The 22,405-nt window shown below is 37.7% G+C and carries 20 protein-coding genes; 6 read left to right on the forward strand and 14 right to left on the reverse strand.

Going from position 1 to position 22,405, the window contains the following annotated elements; all coding sequences use genetic code 11:
- The first annotated feature begins 84 nt into the window (after nt 1-84).
- From CBF35_RS07015 to CBF35_RS07035, 5 genes are all read left to right on the forward strand, one after another.
- Nucleotides 85-1,356: an HdeD family acid-resistance protein gene (locus tag CBF35_RS07015; protein ID WP_170174737.1), complete on the forward strand. Its 1,272-nt coding sequence runs from the start codon at nt 85-87 to the stop codon at nt 1,354-1,356.
- Nucleotides 1,357-1,552: 196 nt separating this feature from the next.
- Nucleotides 1,553-3,190, forward strand: coding sequence for a peptide ABC transporter substrate-binding protein (locus tag CBF35_RS07020; RefSeq protein ID WP_126779516.1), 1,638 nt, complete (start codon nt 1,553-1,555; stop codon nt 3,188-3,190).
- 11 nt (nt 3,191-3,201) lie between these two features.
- Nucleotides 3,202-4,263 (forward strand): C45 family autoproteolytic acyltransferase/hydrolase, encoded by a 1,062-nt coding sequence (locus CBF35_RS07025; RefSeq protein ID WP_126779517.1) that lies wholly within the window; start codon nt 3,202-3,204, stop codon nt 4,261-4,263.
- A 199-nt stretch (nt 4,264-4,462) separates the two neighbouring features.
- Nucleotides 4,463-5,929: an AcpB/EbpR/MafR family transcriptional regulator gene (locus tag CBF35_RS07030; RefSeq protein WP_126779518.1), complete on the forward strand. Its 1,467-nt coding sequence runs from the start codon at nt 4,463-4,465 to the stop codon at nt 5,927-5,929.
- Between the two features lie 113 nt (nt 5,930-6,042).
- Entirely contained in the window at nt 6,043-6,288 is a 246-nt protein-coding gene (locus CBF35_RS07035) for a hypothetical protein (RefSeq protein WP_126779520.1), read from the forward strand.
- A gap of 83 nt (nt 6,289-6,371) precedes the next feature.
- On the opposite strand, the gene CBF35_RS07040 is transcribed toward CBF35_RS07035, so the two are convergent.
- The 8 genes from CBF35_RS07040 to ulaG form a co-directional block, all read right to left on the reverse strand.
- Nucleotides 6,372-9,389 (reverse strand): DEAD/DEAH box helicase family protein, encoded by a 3,018-nt coding sequence (locus tag CBF35_RS07040; protein WP_126779522.1) that lies wholly within the window; start codon nt 9,387-9,389, stop codon nt 6,372-6,374.
- Between the two features lie 189 nt (nt 9,390-9,578).
- Nucleotides 9,579-10,301, reverse strand: a complete 723-nt coding sequence (gene araD / locus CBF35_RS07045) for an L-ribulose-5-phosphate 4-epimerase AraD (protein WP_126779524.1) — start codon at nt 10,299-10,301, stop codon at nt 9,579-9,581.
- On the reverse strand, nt 10,294-11,148 hold the full coding sequence (locus tag CBF35_RS14865; protein ID WP_170174738.1) for an L-ribulose-5-phosphate 3-epimerase: 855 nt from the start codon (nt 11,146-11,148) through the stop codon (nt 10,294-10,296). Before CBF35_RS14865 ends, araD begins: the two co-directional genes overlap by 8 nt.
- Entirely contained in the window at nt 11,149-11,790 is a 642-nt protein-coding gene (locus CBF35_RS14870) for a 3-keto-L-gulonate-6-phosphate decarboxylase UlaD (RefSeq protein ID WP_170174739.1), read from the reverse strand. It abuts the gene before it with no gap.
- Nucleotides 11,791-11,805: 15 nt separating this feature from the next.
- Nucleotides 11,806-12,108: a PTS sugar transporter subunit IIB gene (locus CBF35_RS07055; protein ID WP_126779526.1), complete on the reverse strand. Its 303-nt coding sequence runs from the start codon at nt 12,106-12,108 to the stop codon at nt 11,806-11,808.
- A gap of 23 nt (nt 12,109-12,131) precedes the next feature.
- Nucleotides 12,132-13,616, reverse strand: coding sequence for a PTS ascorbate transporter subunit IIC (locus CBF35_RS07060; RefSeq protein ID WP_126779528.1), 1,485 nt, complete (start codon nt 13,614-13,616; stop codon nt 12,132-12,134).
- 13 nt (nt 13,617-13,629) lie between these two features.
- The gene (locus CBF35_RS07065; protein WP_126779530.1) at nt 13,630-14,085 is read right to left on the reverse strand and encodes a PTS sugar transporter subunit IIA; all 456 of its coding nucleotides are present in this window, start codon (nt 14,083-14,085) and stop codon (nt 13,630-13,632) included.
- Between the two features lie 16 nt (nt 14,086-14,101).
- The gene (ulaG, locus tag CBF35_RS07070; protein WP_126779532.1) at nt 14,102-15,169 is read right to left on the reverse strand and encodes an L-ascorbate 6-phosphate lactonase; all 1,068 of its coding nucleotides are present in this window, start codon (nt 15,167-15,169) and stop codon (nt 14,102-14,104) included.
- 162 nt (nt 15,170-15,331) lie between these two features.
- On the opposite strand from ulaG, the gene CBF35_RS07075 reads away from it, so the two are divergent.
- Nucleotides 15,332-16,099, forward strand: coding sequence for a DeoR/GlpR family DNA-binding transcription regulator (locus tag CBF35_RS07075; RefSeq protein WP_126779534.1), 768 nt, complete (start codon nt 15,332-15,334; stop codon nt 16,097-16,099).
- Nucleotides 16,100-16,333: 234 nt separating this feature from the next.
- Here the strand turns inward: CBF35_RS07075 and CBF35_RS07080 are convergent, their stop codons facing one another.
- The 6 genes from CBF35_RS07080 to CBF35_RS07105 all read right to left on the reverse strand — a co-directional run bounded on the left by CBF35_RS07080 (nt 16,334) and on the right by CBF35_RS07105 (nt 22,402).
- Entirely contained in the window at nt 16,334-17,974 is a 1,641-nt protein-coding gene (locus tag CBF35_RS07080) for a peptide ABC transporter substrate-binding protein (RefSeq protein WP_126779536.1), read from the reverse strand.
- 27 nt (nt 17,975-18,001) lie between these two features.
- Complete coding sequence (locus tag CBF35_RS07085) at nt 18,002-19,078, reverse strand: M42 family metallopeptidase (RefSeq protein WP_126779538.1); 1,077 nt, start codon at nt 19,076-19,078, stop codon at nt 18,002-18,004.
- A 209-nt stretch (nt 19,079-19,287) separates the two neighbouring features.
- Nucleotides 19,288-19,638: a DUF2200 domain-containing protein gene (locus tag CBF35_RS07090; RefSeq protein ID WP_126779540.1), complete on the reverse strand. Its 351-nt coding sequence runs from the start codon at nt 19,636-19,638 to the stop codon at nt 19,288-19,290.
- A gap of 30 nt (nt 19,639-19,668) precedes the next feature.
- A complete protein-coding gene (locus tag CBF35_RS07095) occupies nt 19,669-19,998 on the reverse strand; it encodes a DsrE family protein (RefSeq protein ID WP_126779542.1) in 330 nt (109 codons plus the stop codon).
- A 100-nt stretch (nt 19,999-20,098) separates the two neighbouring features.
- Nucleotides 20,099-21,124, reverse strand: a complete 1,026-nt coding sequence (locus tag CBF35_RS07100; RefSeq protein WP_211345299.1) for an amidase family protein — start codon at nt 21,122-21,124, stop codon at nt 20,099-20,101.
- A gap of 66 nt (nt 21,125-21,190) precedes the next feature.
- Complete coding sequence (locus tag CBF35_RS07105) at nt 21,191-22,402, reverse strand: phosphopentomutase (protein WP_126779546.1); 1,212 nt, start codon at nt 22,400-22,402, stop codon at nt 21,191-21,193.
- Between the last annotated feature and the right edge of the window lie 3 nt (nt 22,403-22,405).

Consider the following 22,405-nt stretch of genomic DNA (forward strand, 5'->3'; position numbering starts at 1 on the left):
TCATATTAGAGTTACTCTTTCAAGATAGCTGACCTTCCTTTATAATGAATGAAGATATCTCTTATCTCAGAAAGAAGGTTAATTTTGACTATTCAAGACTATCGCGAGAACTACCATTACTTCATTACTTGTTTAATCATTGGGATAAGCATTATCGCTCTTTCCATCATGATTTTAATCGATCCGGAAAATTTTTGGATAAAAATCTTTCAATGGCTTGGTTGGTTAATGATTTTTGGCGCCATTCGCGCTTGGCTCCATTACTTTCGAAAACCCGATAACCAATTTTTACTACGTGGGTTACTTAATACTTTGGCTGGTTTTTTATTAATTACTTTTTCCGAAATTCCTTCTAGACTGGCATTTATTTTAATGGCTGTTTATATTATTGCTAATGCGATAATCAAATTAGTTTCTTATCTTTTATTTAGAAAAAGTGCTGTTACTAAACGCTTCGTCTTTTTATTAACTGCCATTATCTTGATTATTGTTGGTTTATCGATCTTAGCAGGTGAGACCTTGAGCACTCGTTGGACCATGATCTATTTCGGTATTTACGGCTTATTTCTTGGCCTAACTTATTTACGAGATGGTTTTGCCAGTATCACACCAAAAAAACAAAAAGAAGCTCTTAAACGGCGCTTTCGTGTCTCACCGCCGTTAATTATTACTGCTTTGATGCCGCGATTAATGTTAGAAAAAATTAACGAATCCGTGGCTAATGAGGCTCTTCCTAATCAGGCAATGTTTGACAGCAAAATCAGAACGAATGTCGAAATTCTTGTCCATGTCACGGAAAATGGTTTTGGCGCAATTGGACACTGTGACTTGATTATCAATAATCAAGTGATTTCTTATGGTAATTATGACAGTGCTTCTTATAAATTATTTGATGCTCTTGGCGATGGTGTCTTACTTAGAACTAATAAAGACAGCTATATTCCCTTTTGTTTAAAAGAAAGTCAAAAAACGATTTTCAGTTATGGCTTACTTCTCGATTCCACTCAGTTGGAACAAGTCGAAAGAGATCTTAATAAACTTTTAGTCCCTGCTTATGATTGGCGACCGAAAGCTTTTTACGACTCTAGCAGTAATCAAGATTACGCAAGTAAAGTTTACTTAGAATCCGATAAAAAAGCTTGCTTTAGCAAATTCAGTTCCGGTAAGTATCAAACTTACTTTGTCCTTGGGGCTAATTGTGTCGAAGTCGTTGAAGCCCTCTTAGGGCCTGCTGGGATGGATATCATTCGCTTTAATGGCATTGTTTCCCCTGGCGCCTACCAAGATTATTTAGAAAAAGAATACCGCCGTGGTGATGGGATTGTGCTTTCCAAGCAAGTCTATCAACCTAAGTAAGCTGAAGTTAGGACTATTCCTACTTCAGCTTTTTCAACAATCTTAAATTAACTAACAACGTTTAATATTAAGGGTTCATTAAAAATAAATGTCTTTTCAATTAGAAAAATATCATTTTATGCTATACTTATTATTAATAAATTAGTAGTTTCGTTCGTCCACTCACTAATTATTAATATTTTAAGGAGGTTCTTTTATGCAATTAACTCTGAGTAAAAAGTTTTTTATCGCAACTGCTTCCTTGCTTTTTTTAAGTGGTTGCCAAAATTCCCAACCAGATACTGAAAAAGAAACAGCGGAAACAGCTTCTTATAAAGTCATCGTTAAGCAAGAAATCCCTTCAATCGATGCTTCGATTACTAACGATGTTGTTGGTTGGGGTGTCTTAAAAAATACTGGTGAAGGATTATTTCGATTAGATCAATCAAGTAAACTAATTCCCGCTGGGGCAGCAGCCATTCCTGAGATTAGTGCTGATGGCTTAACTTATACATTCGCCTTGCGAGAAACAGCTGTCTGGGCCAACGGTGAGCCCGTCACCGCTCAAGATTACGTCTATGGTTGGCAACGAACTGTTGACCCGGAAACGGCCTCAGAAGTCGCCTATCTCTTTGAGTCGCTGGAAAACTATCAAGCTATTTTGAAAGGGGAGTCACCTGTTTCAGAATTAGGTGTCAAAGCTTTAAGCGACTACAAACTAGAAGTCACCCTTGAAAATCCAGTACCTTATATTCAATCTTTATTTTCACTGCCCCCCTTTTTCCCACAAAACAAAAAAATGATTGCTGACAGTGGCGATAAGTACGCGACTGCTAGTCAATTTGTAGTTGGAAACGGACCTTTTACTTTAGAAAACTTCGACGGTGCTGGGACTGATACTAACTGGTCATATGTTAAAAATGAAACTTATTGGGATCGGGAACAAGTCAAAATCGATGACATTCAAATTGATGTCGTTAAAGAAGATGCTACTGCCTTGAACTTATTTCAAGATGGTCAAGCAGATGATATTGTTATTAGTGGTGAAATTGCCCAACAAATGAGCAGTGACCCCAGCTTCATTTCCCAGGAATTATCAACGACTACATACATTGAATTCAATCATACTAAAAAAGAACTACAAAATGAGAACTTGCGAAAAGCTTTAACTTACGCTTTTGATCGCCAACTCTTAGTAGATAAAATATTAGGTGATGGCTCCCTCCCTGCCACTGGTTTAGTCCCTAAAAACATGTCTTTTAATCCAACAACACAGGCAGACTTCGTAACTGATTCAGGTAATCACTTAGCTTTTGATGCAATAAAAGCCCAAGAGTATTGGAAAAAAGCCAAAAAAGAACTAAATATTGAGAATTTTCACTTTCGCTTAATGTCTTCTGATACTGATTCAGCTAAAAAAGTCGTTGAGTACATGCAAGGTGCCATTCAAGAAACCTTGCCAGAAGTCACTGTTGATGTTTTATCTGTTCCTTTATCAATCAGGCTCGATCGGGAAACAAAAGGTGACTTCGATTTAACGTTAGTCGGCTGGGGAGCAGAGTACGATGATCCCAGTGTCTTTTTAGAACTATTTGTTACTAGTAATTTTAATAATAGTGGACAATATCGTAATCCAGATTTTGATAAGTTAATTCAAGCCGCTGGCACGACTCATGCTAGTGATCCTGATGCTCGTTGGCAAGACCTTTTAGAAGCTGAAAAAATTCTTTTAGAGACTGCTGGTGTGGCGCCGATTTATCAAAAAGCTGAAGCCCACTTACGCAATCCTAAAATTAAAAATATCCTTTCTGCTGGACCAGAATTTGATTATAAATGGAGTTACATTGAAAAATAAGGAGAATGCAAATGATTACACGTTATTTACAAGTTAAAGGGACTGCTTATGAACGAGGCTTTCAAATTGGTCAGTCTTTGAAAAATCAAATTGCGACAAATTTAGCTAGTCAAAAACTTTTTTACAACGATACAGCTACTAGCCTTTTAGCTTGGTCGGAAAAAGCCCAAAGCTATGCTGATTTCACAGCCGAGTTAGCCCCAGATGTCTTAGCAGAATTAGAAGGAACGGCTGCTGGAGCGGAATTAAGTTTTGCTGAAATTTTATACTTATACACGATTTATGAGCGCTCCTTTTTCGCTGAAGCGATTACCGATAAGTGTACGTCATTTGTCGCCCATGGCGCTGCTACCACTGACGGCTCTGTCATTTGTGGCCAAACTAATGACGAACGTTTAGATGAGTATCGCTCAGAAATGGATTGTGTGATTCATCATCTTGACAGTCAGTCTAAGCTAGAATCACTCATTTACACTCACCCTGGTATTCCCGCCTATATGGGCATGAATAATTATGGACTAGCGATTATGTGGACTTACATCGATAATGGTCAGCGACAACCTGGTTTACCTACAGCCGGAATTATTCGCCAGTTATTACAAATGAAAACATATCAAGAAGCTTATGACTTTTTACATGAATTGCCACATGCAATTCCTAATCAATTTACTTTAGCTCATGCCAGTCAAGGTGTGGTCAATGTTGAGTGTTTCCCAAATCAACTTTACGACAGTCAACCTGCTGACATTTTAATTCATGCGAACCATAACTCAATCGCCCTGACGGAGCCAGAACTTGGGGGATCAACCACTTCCCATTCCCGTTACGCTGGTATGGAAGAAATCGTCAATAAACACTATGGCCAAATTGACGGGACACTTGCCCAAAGTTTTTTGGCTAATCATATCAATTTTCCTAAAAGCGTATGTAATCACCCGTCACCTGAACACCCATTATCGAAATCCTTAGCTTCGATGGTCTTCGATTTAGGTAAAGGTGAGTTCCATCTTGCCTTTGGGAATGCGTGCGAAATGCCCTTTAAAACTTATCGCTTTACTGAATGGTTAGGGTAAAAAAGACTTTTAGTGGCAGCTTGCTACTAAAAGTCTTTTTGCTATAATAACAAACTTATCTTTGTTCAAGGAATCAATTAATTATCCGGGCAATAAGCAATAGATAAAATAACACAAAAACACTTTTATTCCGCATATTCATCTATTATTTACAACAAACATGCTATAATATATAAAAAAGTAAGGAGTGTTTATAGTTATGATGAAAGCGACTTTAGAAGTGAATTTACAACGTTTGGTCTCCATCATTGATATTGTTACTTTACATAAGGCTGTAGATATTTCCGAACTAGCTGATTACGTTGGGGCTTCGAAAAAAACATTGCTAAATGATATCAAAGACTTTAATGAAAACTACCCACCCTTCAAATTAGAAGCCAGCCCTCACTATTATCGCTTAACCCATCCAGTCAATTTTAGCATTAGGGAACTTTACCAAATGATTTTAAATAACTCAAGTTCCGTTGAGTTTATTTGGAGTATTTTACTGAAAGAGTATTCTTTAGATGAGTACGCAGAAGTCAACTTCACCAGCTCTTCAAATATTCGGCGTTTAATCAAACGCTTTAACGATACTTTTGCGGAAAAGAACTTACCTTTAGAAGTCGTCACTAAACCTTTTTTACACATTGCTGGGGAAGAGAATTTAATTCGTCAACTTTATCAACATTTAGTGACCGAGCGCTATGGCATTGACTTTTTAACTGAATTTCCTGGTTTGCCTGAAATTTATACAGAAATTCAGCACTTAGTGATTCGAAATTTTCCAAATGATAAAGACATCGTTGATTGCTATTCCGTAGTGCTGTTAATTTTTATCGCAGCTAAACGCCAGAATCAAGCTTTCTATACGACTCATAGTGCTAAACACAAAATCAAAGCTTACACGTTAGCTATCACAGCCCTCTTTAAGAAGAGCACCTTGCTAGATAGTCTCTTATGGGATCACTTGCAATTTAAAGTCAAAATATCATCAGTTGCTGATATTTTGCCCTTTGATTCCCCAAGTATTATCCCAACAATGTATTTGAAGCACAAACCTGACTATTACATTAATAAAAATCTTGGGATTACTTATGCTGACGTTTTAGAATTTACGACTGACTTTTTTAAAGCTATTGATCTAGAAGTCGAGCAAATTACACCACCAACGATTTGGTTATATAACGTCATGGCCGCTCAGCAACGCTTCCCCTTTTACATTTTTAACCGTTATTACTTTTTTAAAAATCACTTAAATAAGACTAAACCGACAACTGTGACAACCTTTTTTGAGCATTGTGAGCAATCAAAATTATTTGATCAATCGATCCAAACAGATGATTTAAGAAATGAATTGTTTTACCATATTATTATGGCGACACCAGAGTTCTCAAATCGTTTATTATCAGTGATTGAGCCTAAAAAAGTCATCTTTCTCTCAACTTTCTCGACTTTACTCTATTTCCGTTTACAATACATTACCGCAAAAAAATACCCTCAGCTCAGTGATGTCGATATTTACCACGGCTCTTTGACTAACTTAGATTATGAGTTATTAGACAAATACGATGTGATTGTTACTGACATGCCTTTAGTTGATAGTCCGATTATTGATAAAGTCATTCGTTTTAGTTTTAGTGATGTTGCAAACTTTTGGAAAGATTTTGAAACCTTAATAACCTAGTGTTTTATTGATATTTGTCATATTATTCCATTTGAAGCAAAAAATTGACACATCTTAGGCTTTTTTTAATGATAAACTATGTTCATAGACATAGCTTGTAGGAGGAATTTAAGATGAAAATCGATACATACTGGGAAGACGTAACTGGATACTTAATTGAAATTTTAACGACTGACAATATTAAACATTCACGAATCATCGTTTTACCTACTGATTTACCTGAACTAAGTGTTAGAACCTTAATCAAACAAACCTTACCTAATGTCAAAGAAATTCTTTGTCTAGATCAATTAAGTGGCGCTTTAACACCTAAAGCCGATTCACCACTTTTTATCGAACAAATGAGTGAACATACGTAAGCAAAAACAGACCACAACTCTCGAATCTGAGAATTGTGGTCTATTTCTTTGGTGATTAACTGATAGTTAAAAGATATTACTTGCTACTTTGAAATGATTTTTTGTGTTTGATTGGCAATTACTTGATAATAAGCTTTCTCTTTGAATCGCTGGTAGTCACCAATCATCACTAGTTCTTTTTTGGCTTGGCTGATTGCCATCGATAATAAATTAGGATCTTGACAAGACCAGTTAGCATCTTCATCGGTTTTTTCATCTGTGCCACAAATAAAGTAGAGACTTGAGCGACCTTTTGTCTGTAAATTAGCCACGGTACCAATACTTTCTTGCAGCCAAGACTCAACTTCCTTGATTGAATAATGACTAAATGCCTGAGCGTGCTGACGAAGATAATTGCGAGTTTCTTCTGCCACAGTCTTAAAAGGCGTTAAGACTAAAATGTCTTGCAGTCGTTTTGTATGTGTCAAAGCGTTTAAAAGGGCCTCACTTTGTTCAAGAACATATTGCTTTTTGATAGCTACTCCTTGGCTATCAATCCAACTGACTTGGCCTTGCTTAGCAATAATTGCTGGGACTCCTTGAATCAGTTTCCCTTCGTAAGATAGTTGGTTAGTAATCTCGAACATCGGATTTAAGCAGCGGCGCTGGACCCATAAAGGAATGCCCAGTCGCTGCCCGGTTGTTTTAGTAGTCCCGTAAGCACTTGCTAAACTTGCTAAATGTTGCAGTGAACTTGTGGCTGATAAATAACTACTAGTCAGCTTATTCGTTGCAGCTACGTTTTTAAATAACGTGTCACTAAAGAGTTTAACTGGAAATTCTTGGGATTCATCACCTAAAACAACGACTTGCTTTGCTCGCCACATTCCCCCTACGCCAGCTTGGGGGGATTGATTATTCCCTTGCTCAATTAACAAATAATCAATTGAACCAGGTCCAAGACCAGCATAAAGTTCACCTAAACTAGCTAAGTTTGTCGAAACAACAGGAATTAATAAGTGGAAAATTTTCCAAGATTCTAGCAATAATGCCTGCTCCTTGGGATTGTCCAAGTTAAGTTGCTGGCGTTTCTTTAAGGCCGTTAATGCCGAATAGATTTTCGTTGAATTACTTTGATTAAATAATTTATGAATGACTAATCCTTGAATAAAATATTTTCCTCGTAAATAATTTAGTTTTTTCGTTAACCAAGGAACTGTTTTTTGTCTTTCAGTCTCATCCCTCTGGAGATCACTCTTAATTGTTTGATACTCATTCTTTTCAAAATGTAAACCTAATGAGCGGCTAAAATGACGAGCCGAAGCGAATTCACTTTTAGCCATCTTTTGGTTATACTCAAGTTCTTCTATTTTCTTAATTAAGTTGACTCTGACTAGTTCAAACATGGCTTTTTGCTTAGTTAGTTCACTGATTTCTGAATGATAATGTGCCAACAGCTCATTTTTCTTACCAGTGATTTTCCAAATTAGCTGTTTAAACCAAGTCGGTTTTGGCAATAACCTGATTTTCTCTTGAACGTCTTTCAAACGATTTAAGTTTTTTTCCAAGCCACGAGTATTTTCAGCCATTAAGCTAATCGCCTCGCGAGTGTTTTCCTCAGCAACTTTAACCTTTGCTGCTAAGGGGCCAATTTGTTCCGTCACTTCCCAGTGGCGTTTAATTTTAGCTTCCTCAGCCACAATCTCTGCTTTAGTTGCGGCAAAGTCGCCACAGGCTTGTTCCCAATTCCTTTGAATAAAGCCTTCGTTTTTTAGTTGTTGGTACAAACTATGAACGTCGGTTCCATCCTCTAAAGTCAGACCACCTAACATTCGCTCAAATACTTGATTGGTTAACTCAGCCTTGCCTAGAGGTAGAGAAAACAAGCCCCAGTAGTCATTCAAGAGGTGCTGACGGCTGCTATTAGGGGCTTTTTCAACAAGGTAACGGACATACTCAGGGAACAAGTTCATTTCCCTAACAAGCTCACCATAGCTCTGTTCGCCTGGAGCAAAGCGATCAATCCCGTGAATTATTTCTTGACCTTTCCCTAGCTTTTTAGTTAACCCTAACGCCGCCTCTTCATCTTCTGTAGCCACAACGACACCGTAGCCTTTTAATAAAGAGCTTAACTCATAACGATGGAGGGTTTCGCCCTTAATATCAATCATTCCCAGATGTTCAAAGGCATCTTCTGGTTCTTTAAACGTCACCATTTTTTCGGCTCTTTGCACAACTAAACCAGCTATAATGTCTTTTAAGACTGTCATTTTACCTGTACCTGGTGGCGTGTTAATAGCATGAATTGCTTTGTTTTCATTTAGAACTAAATTAACAGCAACTTGTTGCATCATGTTTAATTTATGATTAATCGTTGAAGGCCAGCGCCCATCAGGAATATTATTTAATTTCAAAATACTATTAAGTAATTCTAGATTATGACTAATTTCTGTAAAATCAGCTTTTCCAGTTAGATAATTTTCCAACACAAATGAATTTTCCTGACTCGCCAAAATGTCTGATAAGTCATTTATTAGTCCTTGATTCGTTTCTATTGGCTGATTTTTTATACTAACATTGGGAATACTGTAAACCTTATCCTTTAACCACTGATAATTAAAATGTTTTTTAATCATCTTGTTCGTTTTAGTGAGGGCCTCTTTGGAGATCCCTGATTTAAAAATCGCCACTAATTCTGGTTCAATCATCTCTTTAGCTCTTTGACTAGCTGCGACTATATTTTCAAAAGTTAAATTAATTTTTTCCTTTGTTAACAGTTCTTGCAACATAAATTGATTGTCTGGAATTACTAGACTATTAGAAATATAATTGCCTTTGTCATCTAATTGACAAGCTAATGTATAATACAACACTTCTTCTGCCATTACGGGAATTGCCGACTCTTTAAAATACTTTGCCACTACGTCTTTAATCTGCTCCGATGGATACACACCAAAATATAAATAACTGGAATTTCCTGATGCTATGTTTGTAAAGCCGGTGACATCGACTGTCCCCTCTTTAAAAAGTTGGCGTTGGCGGTCTAGTTCTGGTAATTCTCCAGCTTTTAAACGCTCCACTAACAACCAGCTTTGAATAATTTTTTTGTTTTCTGCCTTCACTAAACATCTCACACTCTCTGCCTTGTTTTTCACTTTACTTAACTAAATTAGTTATTTAATTTACTTCTTAATCATACTGCAAAACTAGTGGAATTCCAATGGTTAGTAAGCAGTTTCTTCCACAGAAGGGTCACTGAAAATAAAAAAACAGCGAATAATTTCGCTGTTTAAGATTGTCTTCTGACTAAACTATTCACTAACTTGTCCGTAATAGGCTTTCTCACCATGTTTCCGCTGATAATGTTTCAATAGTAAATAATCTGGCATCACCTGACTTTGAGGATTAAGGAGTCGCGTTTCTTTCGCCATTAACGCTACCTCTTCTAAAATCAGACTATTTTCAACTGCTTTTTCAACTGATAGTCCCCAAGTAAAAGGACCGTGATTTTTAACGAGAATCCCTGGCACTTCTAGGGGCTTTAACTGCTTGTCTTTAAAAGTTTCAACGATAACGTCACCTGTATGTTTTTCATATTCTTCCGCAACTTCACTTTCACTTAATTGCCGAGTACAAGGAACTTCGTTAAAAAACGTGTCAGCATGAGTCGTCCCTAAGGCTGGAATCTCATAGCCGGCTTGGGCCCAACTAACTGCATGGGTAGAGTGAGTATGGACGACACTTTTAATTTCCGGAAAGTTTTGATACAAAATCACATGAGTAGGTAAATCAGAGGAAGGCTTTAAGCTCCCTTCACCTAGGACTTCCCCTCTTAAATCGGTGACTACCATCTGGTTAGGCGTCATCTCTTCGTATGGAACCCCACTTGGCTTAATCACAATCACCCCTAAGTTGCGATTGATTTCACTGACATTGCCCCAAGTTAATTTAACTAGACCAACTTCTGGGAGTCCCATATTTCCTTCGTAGACCCGATGTTTCATATCTGTAATGAGTCTTTCTGTTTTATTCATAACCTGCCTCCTGTAACAACGGTTCTAAGTAAGCCTTCGCCTGATGGATAGCCCCTTTGAAATCGCTTTGTTTTCCACTCCACATCTCAATTAAAAAAGAACCTTGATAATCTAAACGCCGTAACGTTGTTAATAAACCTAAAAAATCGACACAGCCTTCCCCAAAAGGGACATCGCGAAATTGACCATCAAACTCTTGAGTGACCCCTAAAGTATCTTTCAAATGAATGGCAACAATATGGTCAATGCCTTTTTCTAGTTCATAACTTGCCTCGTTCTCTGGCCATGCTGACAAATTGCCTAAATCTGGATAGACTTGTAAATAAGGTGAGGCTATTTGCTCTTTAATTTTGAGAAATTTGCTGATTGAATTCATAAAAGGGTCATCCATAATTTCAATACCTAAAGTAATTCCCAAAGGCGCTGCCTGAGCCAAACCATTTTTCAGCCCTTGAATAAAGCCCTCTCGTGACAGCTGACTTTTTTCTTCGTAATAAACATCATAACCAGCAATTTGAATGAGGGGGACATGGAGCTGATGAGCTAACAGAATGGCTTTTGTTAATAATTCTGCTGCCATTTGTCGATTGGCTAACTTTTCAGAGCCAAAAGGGTACCGGCGATGACCGCTTAAACAAATGGAGTGAATCGGAACCCCAGTTACTTTGATACTTAAAAGTAGCTCTTCGATGTCCGCCTCATCCCAATCAAGGCGGGCCAGGCGTTGATCCGTTTCATCAATCGACAGCTCAATAAAATCAAAGCCTAACTCTTTGACTAAAGTTAAACGCTCTAACCAAGTTAAATTTTCTGGTAAGGCTTTTTCGTAAATTCCTAAGCGGACCATTTACTCACCCCAAATCTTTTGAATTTCAGCTTTGAAAGCTAAGGCCGCCCCTTTTGGATCAGGACTTGCCGTAATTCCTCGACCAGTGATAAACGTCGCCACAGGTAAGTCTTTAAACAAGTTCAAACTGGCAACAGTTAAACCGCCTGTTACCGAAACATCAAAGCCCATCTCAATTAGCTGAGCGACTTTTGTTAAGTCTTTAGGGCCCCATGTCTCTCCTGCTAACAAAGCATCCCGACTTTGATGATAAATCACTTGGTCAATGCCTAACTTGCGCCAGTCCTGAGCTTGTTCAAAGGTCCAGTCACCATATAGCTCAACTTGTAACGCCTTGACTTCTTTTTGTGCGGCGGCCATTGTCGGCAAGGTAGCGCAACAAATCGCTGTCATCCAGTCTGCACCAGCCTCTGCCACATTTTTTGCAACAGTGCCCCCAGCATCGGCGCATTTAGTATCTGCCACAATGATTTTATCCGGATATAAACTTCGCAAACAACTAATTGCTAAACTGCCTGCTTGTAAACATAAAATCGTGCCAACTTCGATAATATCAACGATGTCCCCCACTTGATAACTATCCTTTAAGGCATCTTCCAATGTATTATGATCTAAAGCTATTTGTAATTTGGGTCTTGCCATTTTTCAACACTCCTTTTACTTTTTAATTGTTTGGTAATAGTCTGAGTCAGCAAATTTCTCTGCAATTTCTTTGTGAGACATCACATTGCGAATCCCAATAATAGGGACACCTTTTTTCTCAGCTTGTTCAAACATTCCTAAAAAATTAACAGGGGTAAAAACAACATCGTACTGGGTAGCTGAACTTTTTCCTTCTGAAATTGAGCAGTGATGAATTTTAGTGATTTTTATGTCCAGTTCTTTCATGGCTTTCTCAACACTTCTCATCATCATTAAACTTGTACCAGATCCATTGGCACAGGATACTAGAACTCTCATTTTTATTTCCTCCTAGATATGTTTTATTTTTTAAATTTAGTTTGATAGTCATCATAGTCATCGACGATTAAGAAATAACCTTCAGGATTTTTCCGGTATTGCCATTGTGGAATCAGCAACAGTAAAATTACGACAACTGCAATTCCAGTAAAACCTAAGACTTTCATAATTACCGTGAAGGCTGGCCAAACAGTTGCCCAGTCGAACATGCCAATGTAACCACCATATTGTGATAAACCAATCCAACTTGCGAATAAAGCTGAACCGCCGACTTGAATAATCCCTGACAAGAATGGGAATAAACAAGCTGCTTTAAAACCACCACGGTTATTAGCAAAGACTGCAATTACTGCATTATCGAAAAATAAAGGAATAAAGCCGGCAATGACAATTGTCGGTGACTTCATTAAAATCAATAAGCCAATCATCAAAAACTGCCCTAGTGAACCAAACAAGAAACCAACTGTCACCGCATTTGGTGAACCAAAACCAAATGTCGCTGCCACATCAATGCCTGGAACAGCTCCAGGTAAAATCGTATTAGAAATTCCTTGGAAAGATTGAGTCAGTTCATCAACGAAGGTTCTAACGCCTAGTTGTAAAATAGCTAAGTAAACAGCAAAGTTAAGAGAGGTCGTTAAAATATAAAAGAGAAAACTTTGACCTTCTTGCATAAATTCTGCAGCGATTAAATAATCTTGACCTAAGACAAGTAAAATAATTCCGAAAAAGAAGAGCATTAGTAAAGAAGTCGCTACCATATTTTCATTAAAGATTGATAAAAAGCCTGGTAACTCAATGTCTTCTAATTTTTTGTCTCCTTTAGACTTTTTACCTTTTTTCTCATCATGTTTTTTTAATTTTTCAGCTAACTTTGCAAAAAAGTAAACACCAAACATTTGTTGATGAGCGATAGCAAAACCAGCCCCCTCGGTTAATTCTTGAGTAATATCAACAGTTAAATTGGAACCGACTGCCCAGTAACAGCCTAAAATTAAGCCCATTGAAATTAAAACTTCGATTCTTCCAAGGTTTGGGAAACAAAATAGCAAAATCCAAAAAGCGGTAGCAGCTTGTTGCACTTGGACATTCCCAGTTGTAAAAACAGCTCGTAACTTCGTATATTTTTGAAATCTCACAAGTAAAATGTTCATGACAAAGGCAATTAATAATAAAATCATGACGTCGCCAAACGTTTTGCCAAAAGTTTCCATTAAGCCGGCATCAACCGCATTTTGACCAAAGTAGGGATCTGTCACCATGGCATCTAAGTTAAAACGTTCTTTTAAACCGACTAAAATTGGGCGAAAGTTATTGACTAACCCACCAGAACCCACTGTCAAAATAAAGTAACCGACTGTGGCTTTCAAAAACCCCGCTAGACACTCATACAAGGGACGCTTCAATAACAAGTACCCTAACAACACAATAAATCCAATTAAGTAGGCTGGTTGCGTCAGAATATTTTTAGCAAAATATTCCCACATAGTCATCAATACATCTAACATAATTATCCTCCTTTTATTCGTATTCCCTCATCACTTGCTCATAATCTTCAATGCTACTCGTCGCTACTAGTTTTTCAATTAAGCCTTCCGTCATTAATAACTCCGATAGTTTTGTTATATTTGCTAAATGCTCTTCAGTATTTTTAGCTGCTAAAGTAAAAAATAGCGTTGCCTCTTTGTCTTCAGTTTCGTCATCAAAAAGGACTGGTGACTGCATTTTTGTGAAAGAAATCCCAGTTCCAAAAACCCCTTGACTCTCTCCAGATGAGTGAGGCATGGCGACTTGAGGAACAATCACAATGTAAGGACCATGCTCTTCCACACAAGCAATTATTTCAGTAATATAACTTTCGTCAATCACCTTTTTTTCTAATAATAGTTGGCAACTTTCAGTGATAGCTTCCCGCCAATTCAGGTTATTTTTTTCAGAGTATCTGATCAAATGGTTGTCATAAAAGTAATTTAACATCTCGTCTGCTCCTCTTTTATAAAAATGATGGAAAGGGTGTGTCATTTTGAATACTAAAGGCATCATCAAAGCCGCGATTAAAATTAAACTCTAAATCGTCTTTGTTAGTTGGGTAAGTAAACTTTCCACCCACTTGCCAAATATACGGTTTGAATTGATAGTTTAAACGATTTTTTTTCATTTCCCATAAAGCCGTAATCTCTTTAGGGTCAGCCATGAAATTTGCCCAAATATCATAGTGAACTGGTATCACAACCTGAGTTTTAAGGGCTTCTGCCATTCGCAACATATCAACTGAAGTGACTTTGTCGGTAATCCCCCGTGGGTTTTCGCCGTAAGCACCGAGACAGACATCAACTTGATAATTATTACCATGTTCAGCAAATTTATTACAGTAGTGAGAGTCACCAGCATGGTAGATATTACCACCTGACGTGCAAAACAAATAATTTACAGCAATTAAGTCCATATCTTGAGGAACTTGACCTTTTAACCTTTCTTCAGGATTATCCCAAGTAATTAAAGCTGTTCGATCAAAGGCTTCTAAAGCAACAAGCTTGATGTCTTTCACAACAACTTCATCTCCTGGTTTTACGACAATCGTCTTCTCCACAGGTATTCCCCAATTTAACCACGTCTGAACCACTTCTTTTGGGCCAATAAATTTAGCCTCAGGACAATTTTTGTGAACAGCTGCTGCCGTATGAATATCTAAGTGATCGCTATGAATATGAGTAACGACTAAGGCATCAACATCTTTGATTTCAAAAGGATCGATGACAAAAGGTTGTGTTCTTAAATTAGGTTGCATTTTTTGGACACCACTCATTCGCATCATTTGATGACCTTTTTTCATTAAACCATCACCGTGAGTTCGTTTGCCGGTACCGCACCAAAGATCACATAGAATATTGGTTCCTTGATCTGATTTTAACCAAATACCAGTACAGCCGAGCCACCACATTGAAACAGTATTTTTTTGAACTTCTTCGGCTGCAATCTCTTCATTTAGCCATGTTCCCCATTCAGGAAAAACGGCCTTTACCCAGGCTTCTTTCGTGATGCTATTGACATGTTGACTCATAAAAATTCCTCCTATCCATTACTTACAAGTTCATACTATCGCCTTTTTTTCTTTATGAAAACCCTTTTATATGACTTTATGATTTTTATATGATTTTATGATTCCATTGTTCATCTTTAGTGGTAATATGGTCATATAAAGATTAGGAAGGTAGGTTTCTTAATGAAAAATTCAATTGAAAATATTCAGATACGTCAAGCCAGTATCTTACTTCTACTCCAAAAGAAAGGAGAACTGACTGCCAAAGACTTAGCTGAAGAACTTAAGGTCTCCCTTAGTACTATCCGCAGAGACTTAATCATTTTAGAAAATAAAAATGATATTATTCGGAAGCATGGCTATTGCCTCTTTAACTTTAAAAACAAAGAACATTTTGATGAAACCGGTCCCCTAGTAATCAAGAATTTGATTGGCAAAGAAGCTGCTAAATTCATTAATAATTATGACAGCGTTTTTATTAACACGAGTTCAACAGCCCTTTCAACTCTTGATTATGTCACTGCTGACTACTTAACAATTATTTCTAATAATTTAAAATTAAAACACAAACAACACATTCAACATTCCACCTATCTACTAACTGGTGGGGAGATGCGTTTTCCAAAAGAAGCTTTAGTTGGTGATATTGCGATTAATACGATTACAGGAATGAATGCTGATGTTTGCATCATTGGATGTAACGGTGTTGATTTAGAAAATGGCGTCACTACAAAAATTCTTCATGAAGCTAAAATTAATGAAGTCATGATTAATCAGACCCGTTCTAAACGAATTTTAGTGGCTGACCATCGAAAAATCGGCCAAACATCTAAATTCAAAATCGCCGACCTTTCAGTCTTTGACTACTTGATTACTGACCAATACAGTTCAGCGCCGACTTTAAAGGCGATTGAGAAGTTAGGCTTGCAAGTCATTCAAGTGTTTGTGTGACAGCTAAAAACCTCATTGTGTCAGAATTAACTAAAGGCTAGCTTCTGCTAATTCACCTTTGATTCTTCGACACAATGAGGTTTTAAATTAAAAGCAACTAATTGTTTACATCAAGGCAATCCTAGCTAACTAATCAAAAGAGGAAACTAACCTTTATCCTTCCTTTTTCTAAATAAAATAAAAAAGAAAAAAATAAGCCCACGTAGACTGGCTTATTTTTTTGCTTAAAACTATTTATTTTTCAATCGAAACATTTTTATAATAAGGACTACCTAAGGCGCGATAGACGAGACCTTTGACTTCTTCTTTCACTAAGTAACTTTCACTACTTTGATAAAGCGGGGTGACTGGGGCATTGTCAATTAATAATTTATGAGCTGCTAGTAAGGTTTCCCAGCGTTTTTGATTATCATTCACATAAGTCGTCGCAGCAGTCTTTAATAATGCTGTGTATTCAGCGTTATCCCACTTACCGTAGTTTTGGGTGGTGCCAGCATTAACTAGTTGTAAGAAATCGTAGGGGTCTGCATAGGTTGCTGCCCAACCAGCTAAGACAAAATCAAAGTTACCTTTACTCATAGCGTCTAAGCGATTGTTAAAAGGAACTGTCGAGACATTGACTTTTAAGCCAGCTAATTCACTAGTTAAGACGCCTTGAACATACTCCGCTAGCTTCTTAGCCGAATCAGTATCAGAGGCTAGTAGCGTGACTTCAGCTTGATCAAGCTGTAACTCAGCCTTAGCTTTTTCCCAGTGTGCCTTGCCAGCTTCAATATCTGGTGTTAGTAACTTACCAGATTTTTCTGAAAAGTCTTCTTCCGTTTCCGGGTTAATGATGCCAGAAGGAACAAAGCCATAGAGTTCCTTAGAGCCGTCTCCTAAAATATTACTAGCAATTTGTTGTGAATCAATCACTTTTGAAATTGCTAAACGAGCTTCTTTGTTTGCAAAAATAGCATTTTCAAAATTATATTGAATGTAATAATTTCCAGGGTACTCTCTTAAAACTAAGTCTTGGTTAGCACTTTCTTGTTGAGCAAATTCCCCTTTGACTTGAATGACTTCAACTTCATCTGAGTTGTATAAGTTCAAACTAGTGCCATTTTCTTTAACTACTTGGACAGCAATTTCATCAAGTTTAACTTTATCTGCTTGATAGTAACTATCATTCTTAAGATATTTCCAAGTCATGCCAGTGCCATCCCATTCCGCTAATTCGAAAGGTCCGTTAGACAGGACGCTGTCACTATTCATACCATACTGGTCGCCTTTTTCTTCAACAAACTTTTGGTTTTGTGGGTAAAAAGTCGGCTTAGCTAAAATCGAGCTTAAGTAAGGAATCGGGTACTCTAAATTAATTTCTAACGTAAAGTCATCAAGGGCTTTCACACCTAATTCACTAGGATTTTTTTTACCTGTGACAACTTCACTATAATTTAAAAAGCCGTCGAATAAGTAGGCGTATTCAGAAGCAGTTTTAGGATCCACTGTTCGTTGCCAAGAATAAACAAAGTCATGGGCGGTAACTGGCTCACCGTTACTCCAAGTGGCATTCTCTTTTAAAGCAATCGTATACTTTTTGCCATCATTAGTCGGTTTGACAACTTCTTTAGCAATCGCTGGTTGACTGCTGCTATTATCAGCAAATTCGTACAAGCCTTCCATTACTTGGCTAATTGCCGAAAAACTCACAACGTCTGTTGCTTGTGATAAATCCATCGTCGGTAGCTCCGACATTTCGACAACTCGTAAAACTTGGCTAGTTTCTCCCGTTGGCTTATCCGTTGCTGTTTCTTGTTCCTTACTACTACAACTAGCTAAGGCTATTGTACTCCCTAATATCAATAAACTTATCCCGAGTTTTTTGATTGTCATATTAACAACTCCTTCATTTTTCTTAGTTTAAAAACTGGCAATGATTTCTTTGTTTAAATGTTTGATTAACTCTAAAGCTAATTTCTTAGCACTAACAAAATCTTCGTAGGCGCTATAACCGTAATGGGTATGGGCATAACGGACAGGGATGCCAATAACAATACAAGGGACACCTCTGTTAACTAAATTAATCACTGCACCATTTGTGCCGCCACCTTTTCTGACTGATGCTTGAACTGGAATCCCTAACTCTTTCGCTAAGTCTAAAGCAAATTTTTGAAAGCGGGGATTAGTAATCATCGAAACATCAAAATGTCGTAACATCGGCCCTTTTTTCAAAGCTGACTGAATCATATAATCCTCTTCAAAAGTATCATCTGCGGGACAGCCTTCAAAAGCAATCGCAATATCTGGTTGAACGTTACGAGCTGCCACCGTCGCCCCTCTTTCGCCAACTTCTTCTTGACTAGTTAAAGTTGCTATGATATTCAAGTCACTTGCTAAACTAGCAGATTCTTGTAAAGTTTCTAACAAACAAGCACAGCCAATGCGGCAATCAAAAGCTTTGCCCGTTAGCACTTCTAAGTTTTCATCATAAGCAAACTGACCTTCTGGAACAACTGGGGCGCCAATTTCTATTTTTAATTTTTCCATAACTTCTTGAGCACTTGTCGCCCCTAAATCAATGACCATATCTTCAATGCTTAGTGGTTGATTCCGTTCTTTCTCTGACATAAAATGTGGCGGTTTGCTTGCGATAATCCCAGATAAGTAATGTCCTTGACTATTGCGAACTCGGACGCGATGAGCAGGAATATTATTTGGAACCCACCCCCCTAAAGGTAAAAAGCGCAAAGTTCCATTAGGTTTGATCGCCTGAACGATAAAACCAACTTCATCCATATGAGCATCTAGTAAAATAGTTGGCTTAGCTGGGTCTGCCTTCCTAGTTGTCAGATAAAGATTGCGCATGTGATCTTCTTTTATGGTGGCAAAGTCCGCCGCATATTCTTTTGCCACAGTAACTACTTCATCTTCAAAACCTGAAACCCCATTAGCTTGAGATAAGTTTTTGATTAATTCAATTGACTCTTTGTTAATCATTTTGTTCCTCCTAGTTCTTATTAAAATTAGATTAGTTTAATTAGAGTTTTCTAATACATAAACTTTAGTATACGGAAAAAATTCAAATAAATCTAGTTATTTTACTTAACTAGATGATGTTTTTTTAAGTTTCTCTTGAAAATTCACCAACTAAAAAAGCCTCTAACTAACTTGTCATCAAGTCAGTCAGAAGCTTCTAAAGAGTTTTTTTATTGCCGTAAAATTTTCTCCATCTTCTTCCCTTTCGCTAATTCGTCAATTAACTTATCCATGTAACGAATTTTTTGCATCAAAGGGTCTTCAATTTCTTCCACCCGATAACCACAGATCACACCTTTAATTAAGCTCACATTAGGATTTAAAGCTGGTGCTTCGGCGAAGAACGTTTCAAAATCAACCATCTTTTCGATTTGACTGACTAACTGGTCTTGGTCATAACCGGTTAACCATTGGATCACTTGATCAACTTCTGCCTTAGTCCGGTCCTTTTTCTCGACTTTAGTAATATATAAAGGATAGACACTAGCAAAACTCATCTTAAATATTTTTGGTTCCTTCATTATTCCACTCCTTTCTAGCTAGGTTCTTCATTAAGCTTTGATATAACGATAGCTGTCTTCTTGTAACTCAACTAAGCGGTAAATCCCGGCTGGAACAACTTCGACCCCTTCTAATAAGTCTGCTACGTTTATTTCTAAACTGTTTAAAGAATTTTGGCAAGCAGAAAAAGTCACGCCACTAGCTCTTAAAACCGTCACTTTAGCTTGATAGTCTGGTTCTAAATAAGCTTTAACTCCTTGACTGTTGGCAACAACTTCGATTGTTAGTGTCTCTTCAGTGGCTTTGATTAAGTTTTTAACATTACTTAAGGCACCACTAAATTTCTCTGCTTCTGATACGTGAACAACAACTTTGACCATTTCCAGGACCTCCAATTTCAGTAATTTTTTATTACATTTATTGTATCATACCCTCTGAATTATTCTGAATGATTGAGCCCTTCTTGTGATCTGTTAACGTTTAGATTCCCATCTCAAAGTACTTTCCTAGTTCGCCAAAGTAACTAGTTACTAAAGGATCCAGCGGACATTCTAAACATGCTGCTACTTTTAATAATTTATGTAAATCAGCTAAATTATTTTTACAGATTAAAACGTAGCCTTTCGCCAACTCCCCAGTTGGTACAGTAATTGCGATTGCCCCAGCCATATTAACGACTCTGACAAAGCCTTTATTAGCTTTGATTTGTTCTGCTTGTGTCTGTTGATCAAAGTGTCCGAAGATGCTTTCGCCAAAACCTGCCACATCGACTGGGCCTTCTTCGGAAATCAAAAGGTCACAACTACTTAAAAGATTAGTTAATTCTTCAATTAAAACTTCCCGACTGGCTGTATATTTACTAGTTAAAGGCACTAGCTGAATGTCTGAAGTCACGGTCTGAAGTCTTTCTTTTAACTTCGGACGACTTTCATCTAAGATGATCTTAGGTGACTCTCTTGACTGATTAACTAAGGGAAAGACCTCCTCAATTAAGTTAACTAAAAGGTGCCACTCTTTAGTCATAAAGCCTAGTGACGGGGAAAAGCTGATGCCATCTGTTGATGTTTTAGCCTCAACTTCTTTTTGAAAACTTTTGCCTAAATCTGGATGAATAAAGCCGTATAAGTTTAAACTCATAGCTGGCGCTAAGACGGAACCACCGCCATCTGTACCAATCCCAATGTCATTGATTCCTAAAAAAACATTCAAGGCTGTCCCACTTGATGAGCCCGTCATTGGTCGTCCTGTTAATGGATTCGTTAAATCTAAATCAATCCCTCGACCAGACAAACTTCCTTTATCAACTGTGTGCTGATAATAACCTGCCTCTCGTAAACTCTCTACGAAGCTGGTAGGAATACTTTTGACTTCTTTAACTCCTAAGTAGTAACCAGACTCCTCGGTAATTTCTAGCAGTTGATTAGGGAACACTTTTTTGACTGACTTGGCTGGATTGACTAATGCTAAAAAACTTTTCTGAGCGTATTCTTTAATGCGATTTTCCATCATTTGCCTCCTTCAATAGTAAAAAAGACTGGGAATCAATAACTTCCCAGTCCCTTTTACTCACAACTATTCGATTATTTTATTTAAAAATGAACTACCGTGTTGAGGTGCTTCGACTTTAAAGAAGTCTGCCACTGTCGCTCCCACATCTGCCATTGTTGTTCTTTCGCCAATGACTTTGCCCTTAACATTTGGACTATAAACTAAAAGTGGCACTCGTTCCCGAGTATGGTTACTATGGCCAATCGTCGGATCATTGCCGTGATCCGCCATAACAACTAAGATATCACCTTCAACTAATAGGGGTAACAGTTCTGCAATCCGCCGATCACTTAGCTCTAAGCGGTCAGCGTAGCGCCCAACATCTTCAGCATGACCTGCTAAATCTGTTTCCTGAATATTTAAGGCGATAAAGCCCTCGGTAACGTCTCTCACTTCTGACAGTAAGCAATCAAATAAATAATCGGAATCCACCCCAGGAAATAACCGTTGACTATCCGTTTGAATAATATCAGCAATTTTTCCTAAGAAAGAATTCGTGATCCCATGATTATCTAAAATAGTTGGGGTTTGAACTTTTTTATCAATCCCATAACCTAAATGGACAACTTGGTAACCATGATTATAGACCCCTGATTCAGGGGCATCAACACCAGCAATCTCAGCATTTTTCGTTTTAAAGGCTCCTAGTAAATCAGCTAATGTGACTTGTTCGCCGCCAAAAGTAATGACCCGGGAAACTTCTACAACTTCTCGGACTACTTGGCCGAGCTTGCTTAAATCTGAAAAACTAATCAAATCAAGACAAGCTGAGACATTGTAGACTTGACCGTAATCAGTTTCTAAGTTGTCACCAACTGTGGCGTAGTCATTAACGACTAAGATTTGGGTACCAGGCTCACCGACTCGGCGGACGCTGTAGCCGTTTTTAACTAAATTAGCTTCAACTTCAGCAATTTTTTGATTGAAGGGTTGAATCAATGGAACTTTCGGTGTTGTTCCCATAATTTCTTGATGACCTAAAAATGAATCTGCCCCATGATGGGCTAAGTTAGCTGTCCCGTAATTTGCTTCTTTTGAAAAATGGTGACTACCAATTTCATAGCCAAGAGCATTCATCAAGCCTAATTTTTCTAATGTTGGTAACTTAATTGCCGGCATTTTTTCGATAATATGACCTGCCGTAGTACTACCAAGGTCACGAGGACGAACTTTAGCCACATCTGCCATCGCACCGACCCCAAAACTATCTAAGACAATAACGATAAATCTACTCATTTT

The organism is Vagococcus salmoninarum (assembly GCF_003987495.1).
In the GTDB taxonomy this organism is placed as follows: Bacteria; Bacillota; Bacilli; order Lactobacillales; family Vagococcaceae; genus Vagococcus_D; species Vagococcus_D salmoninarum.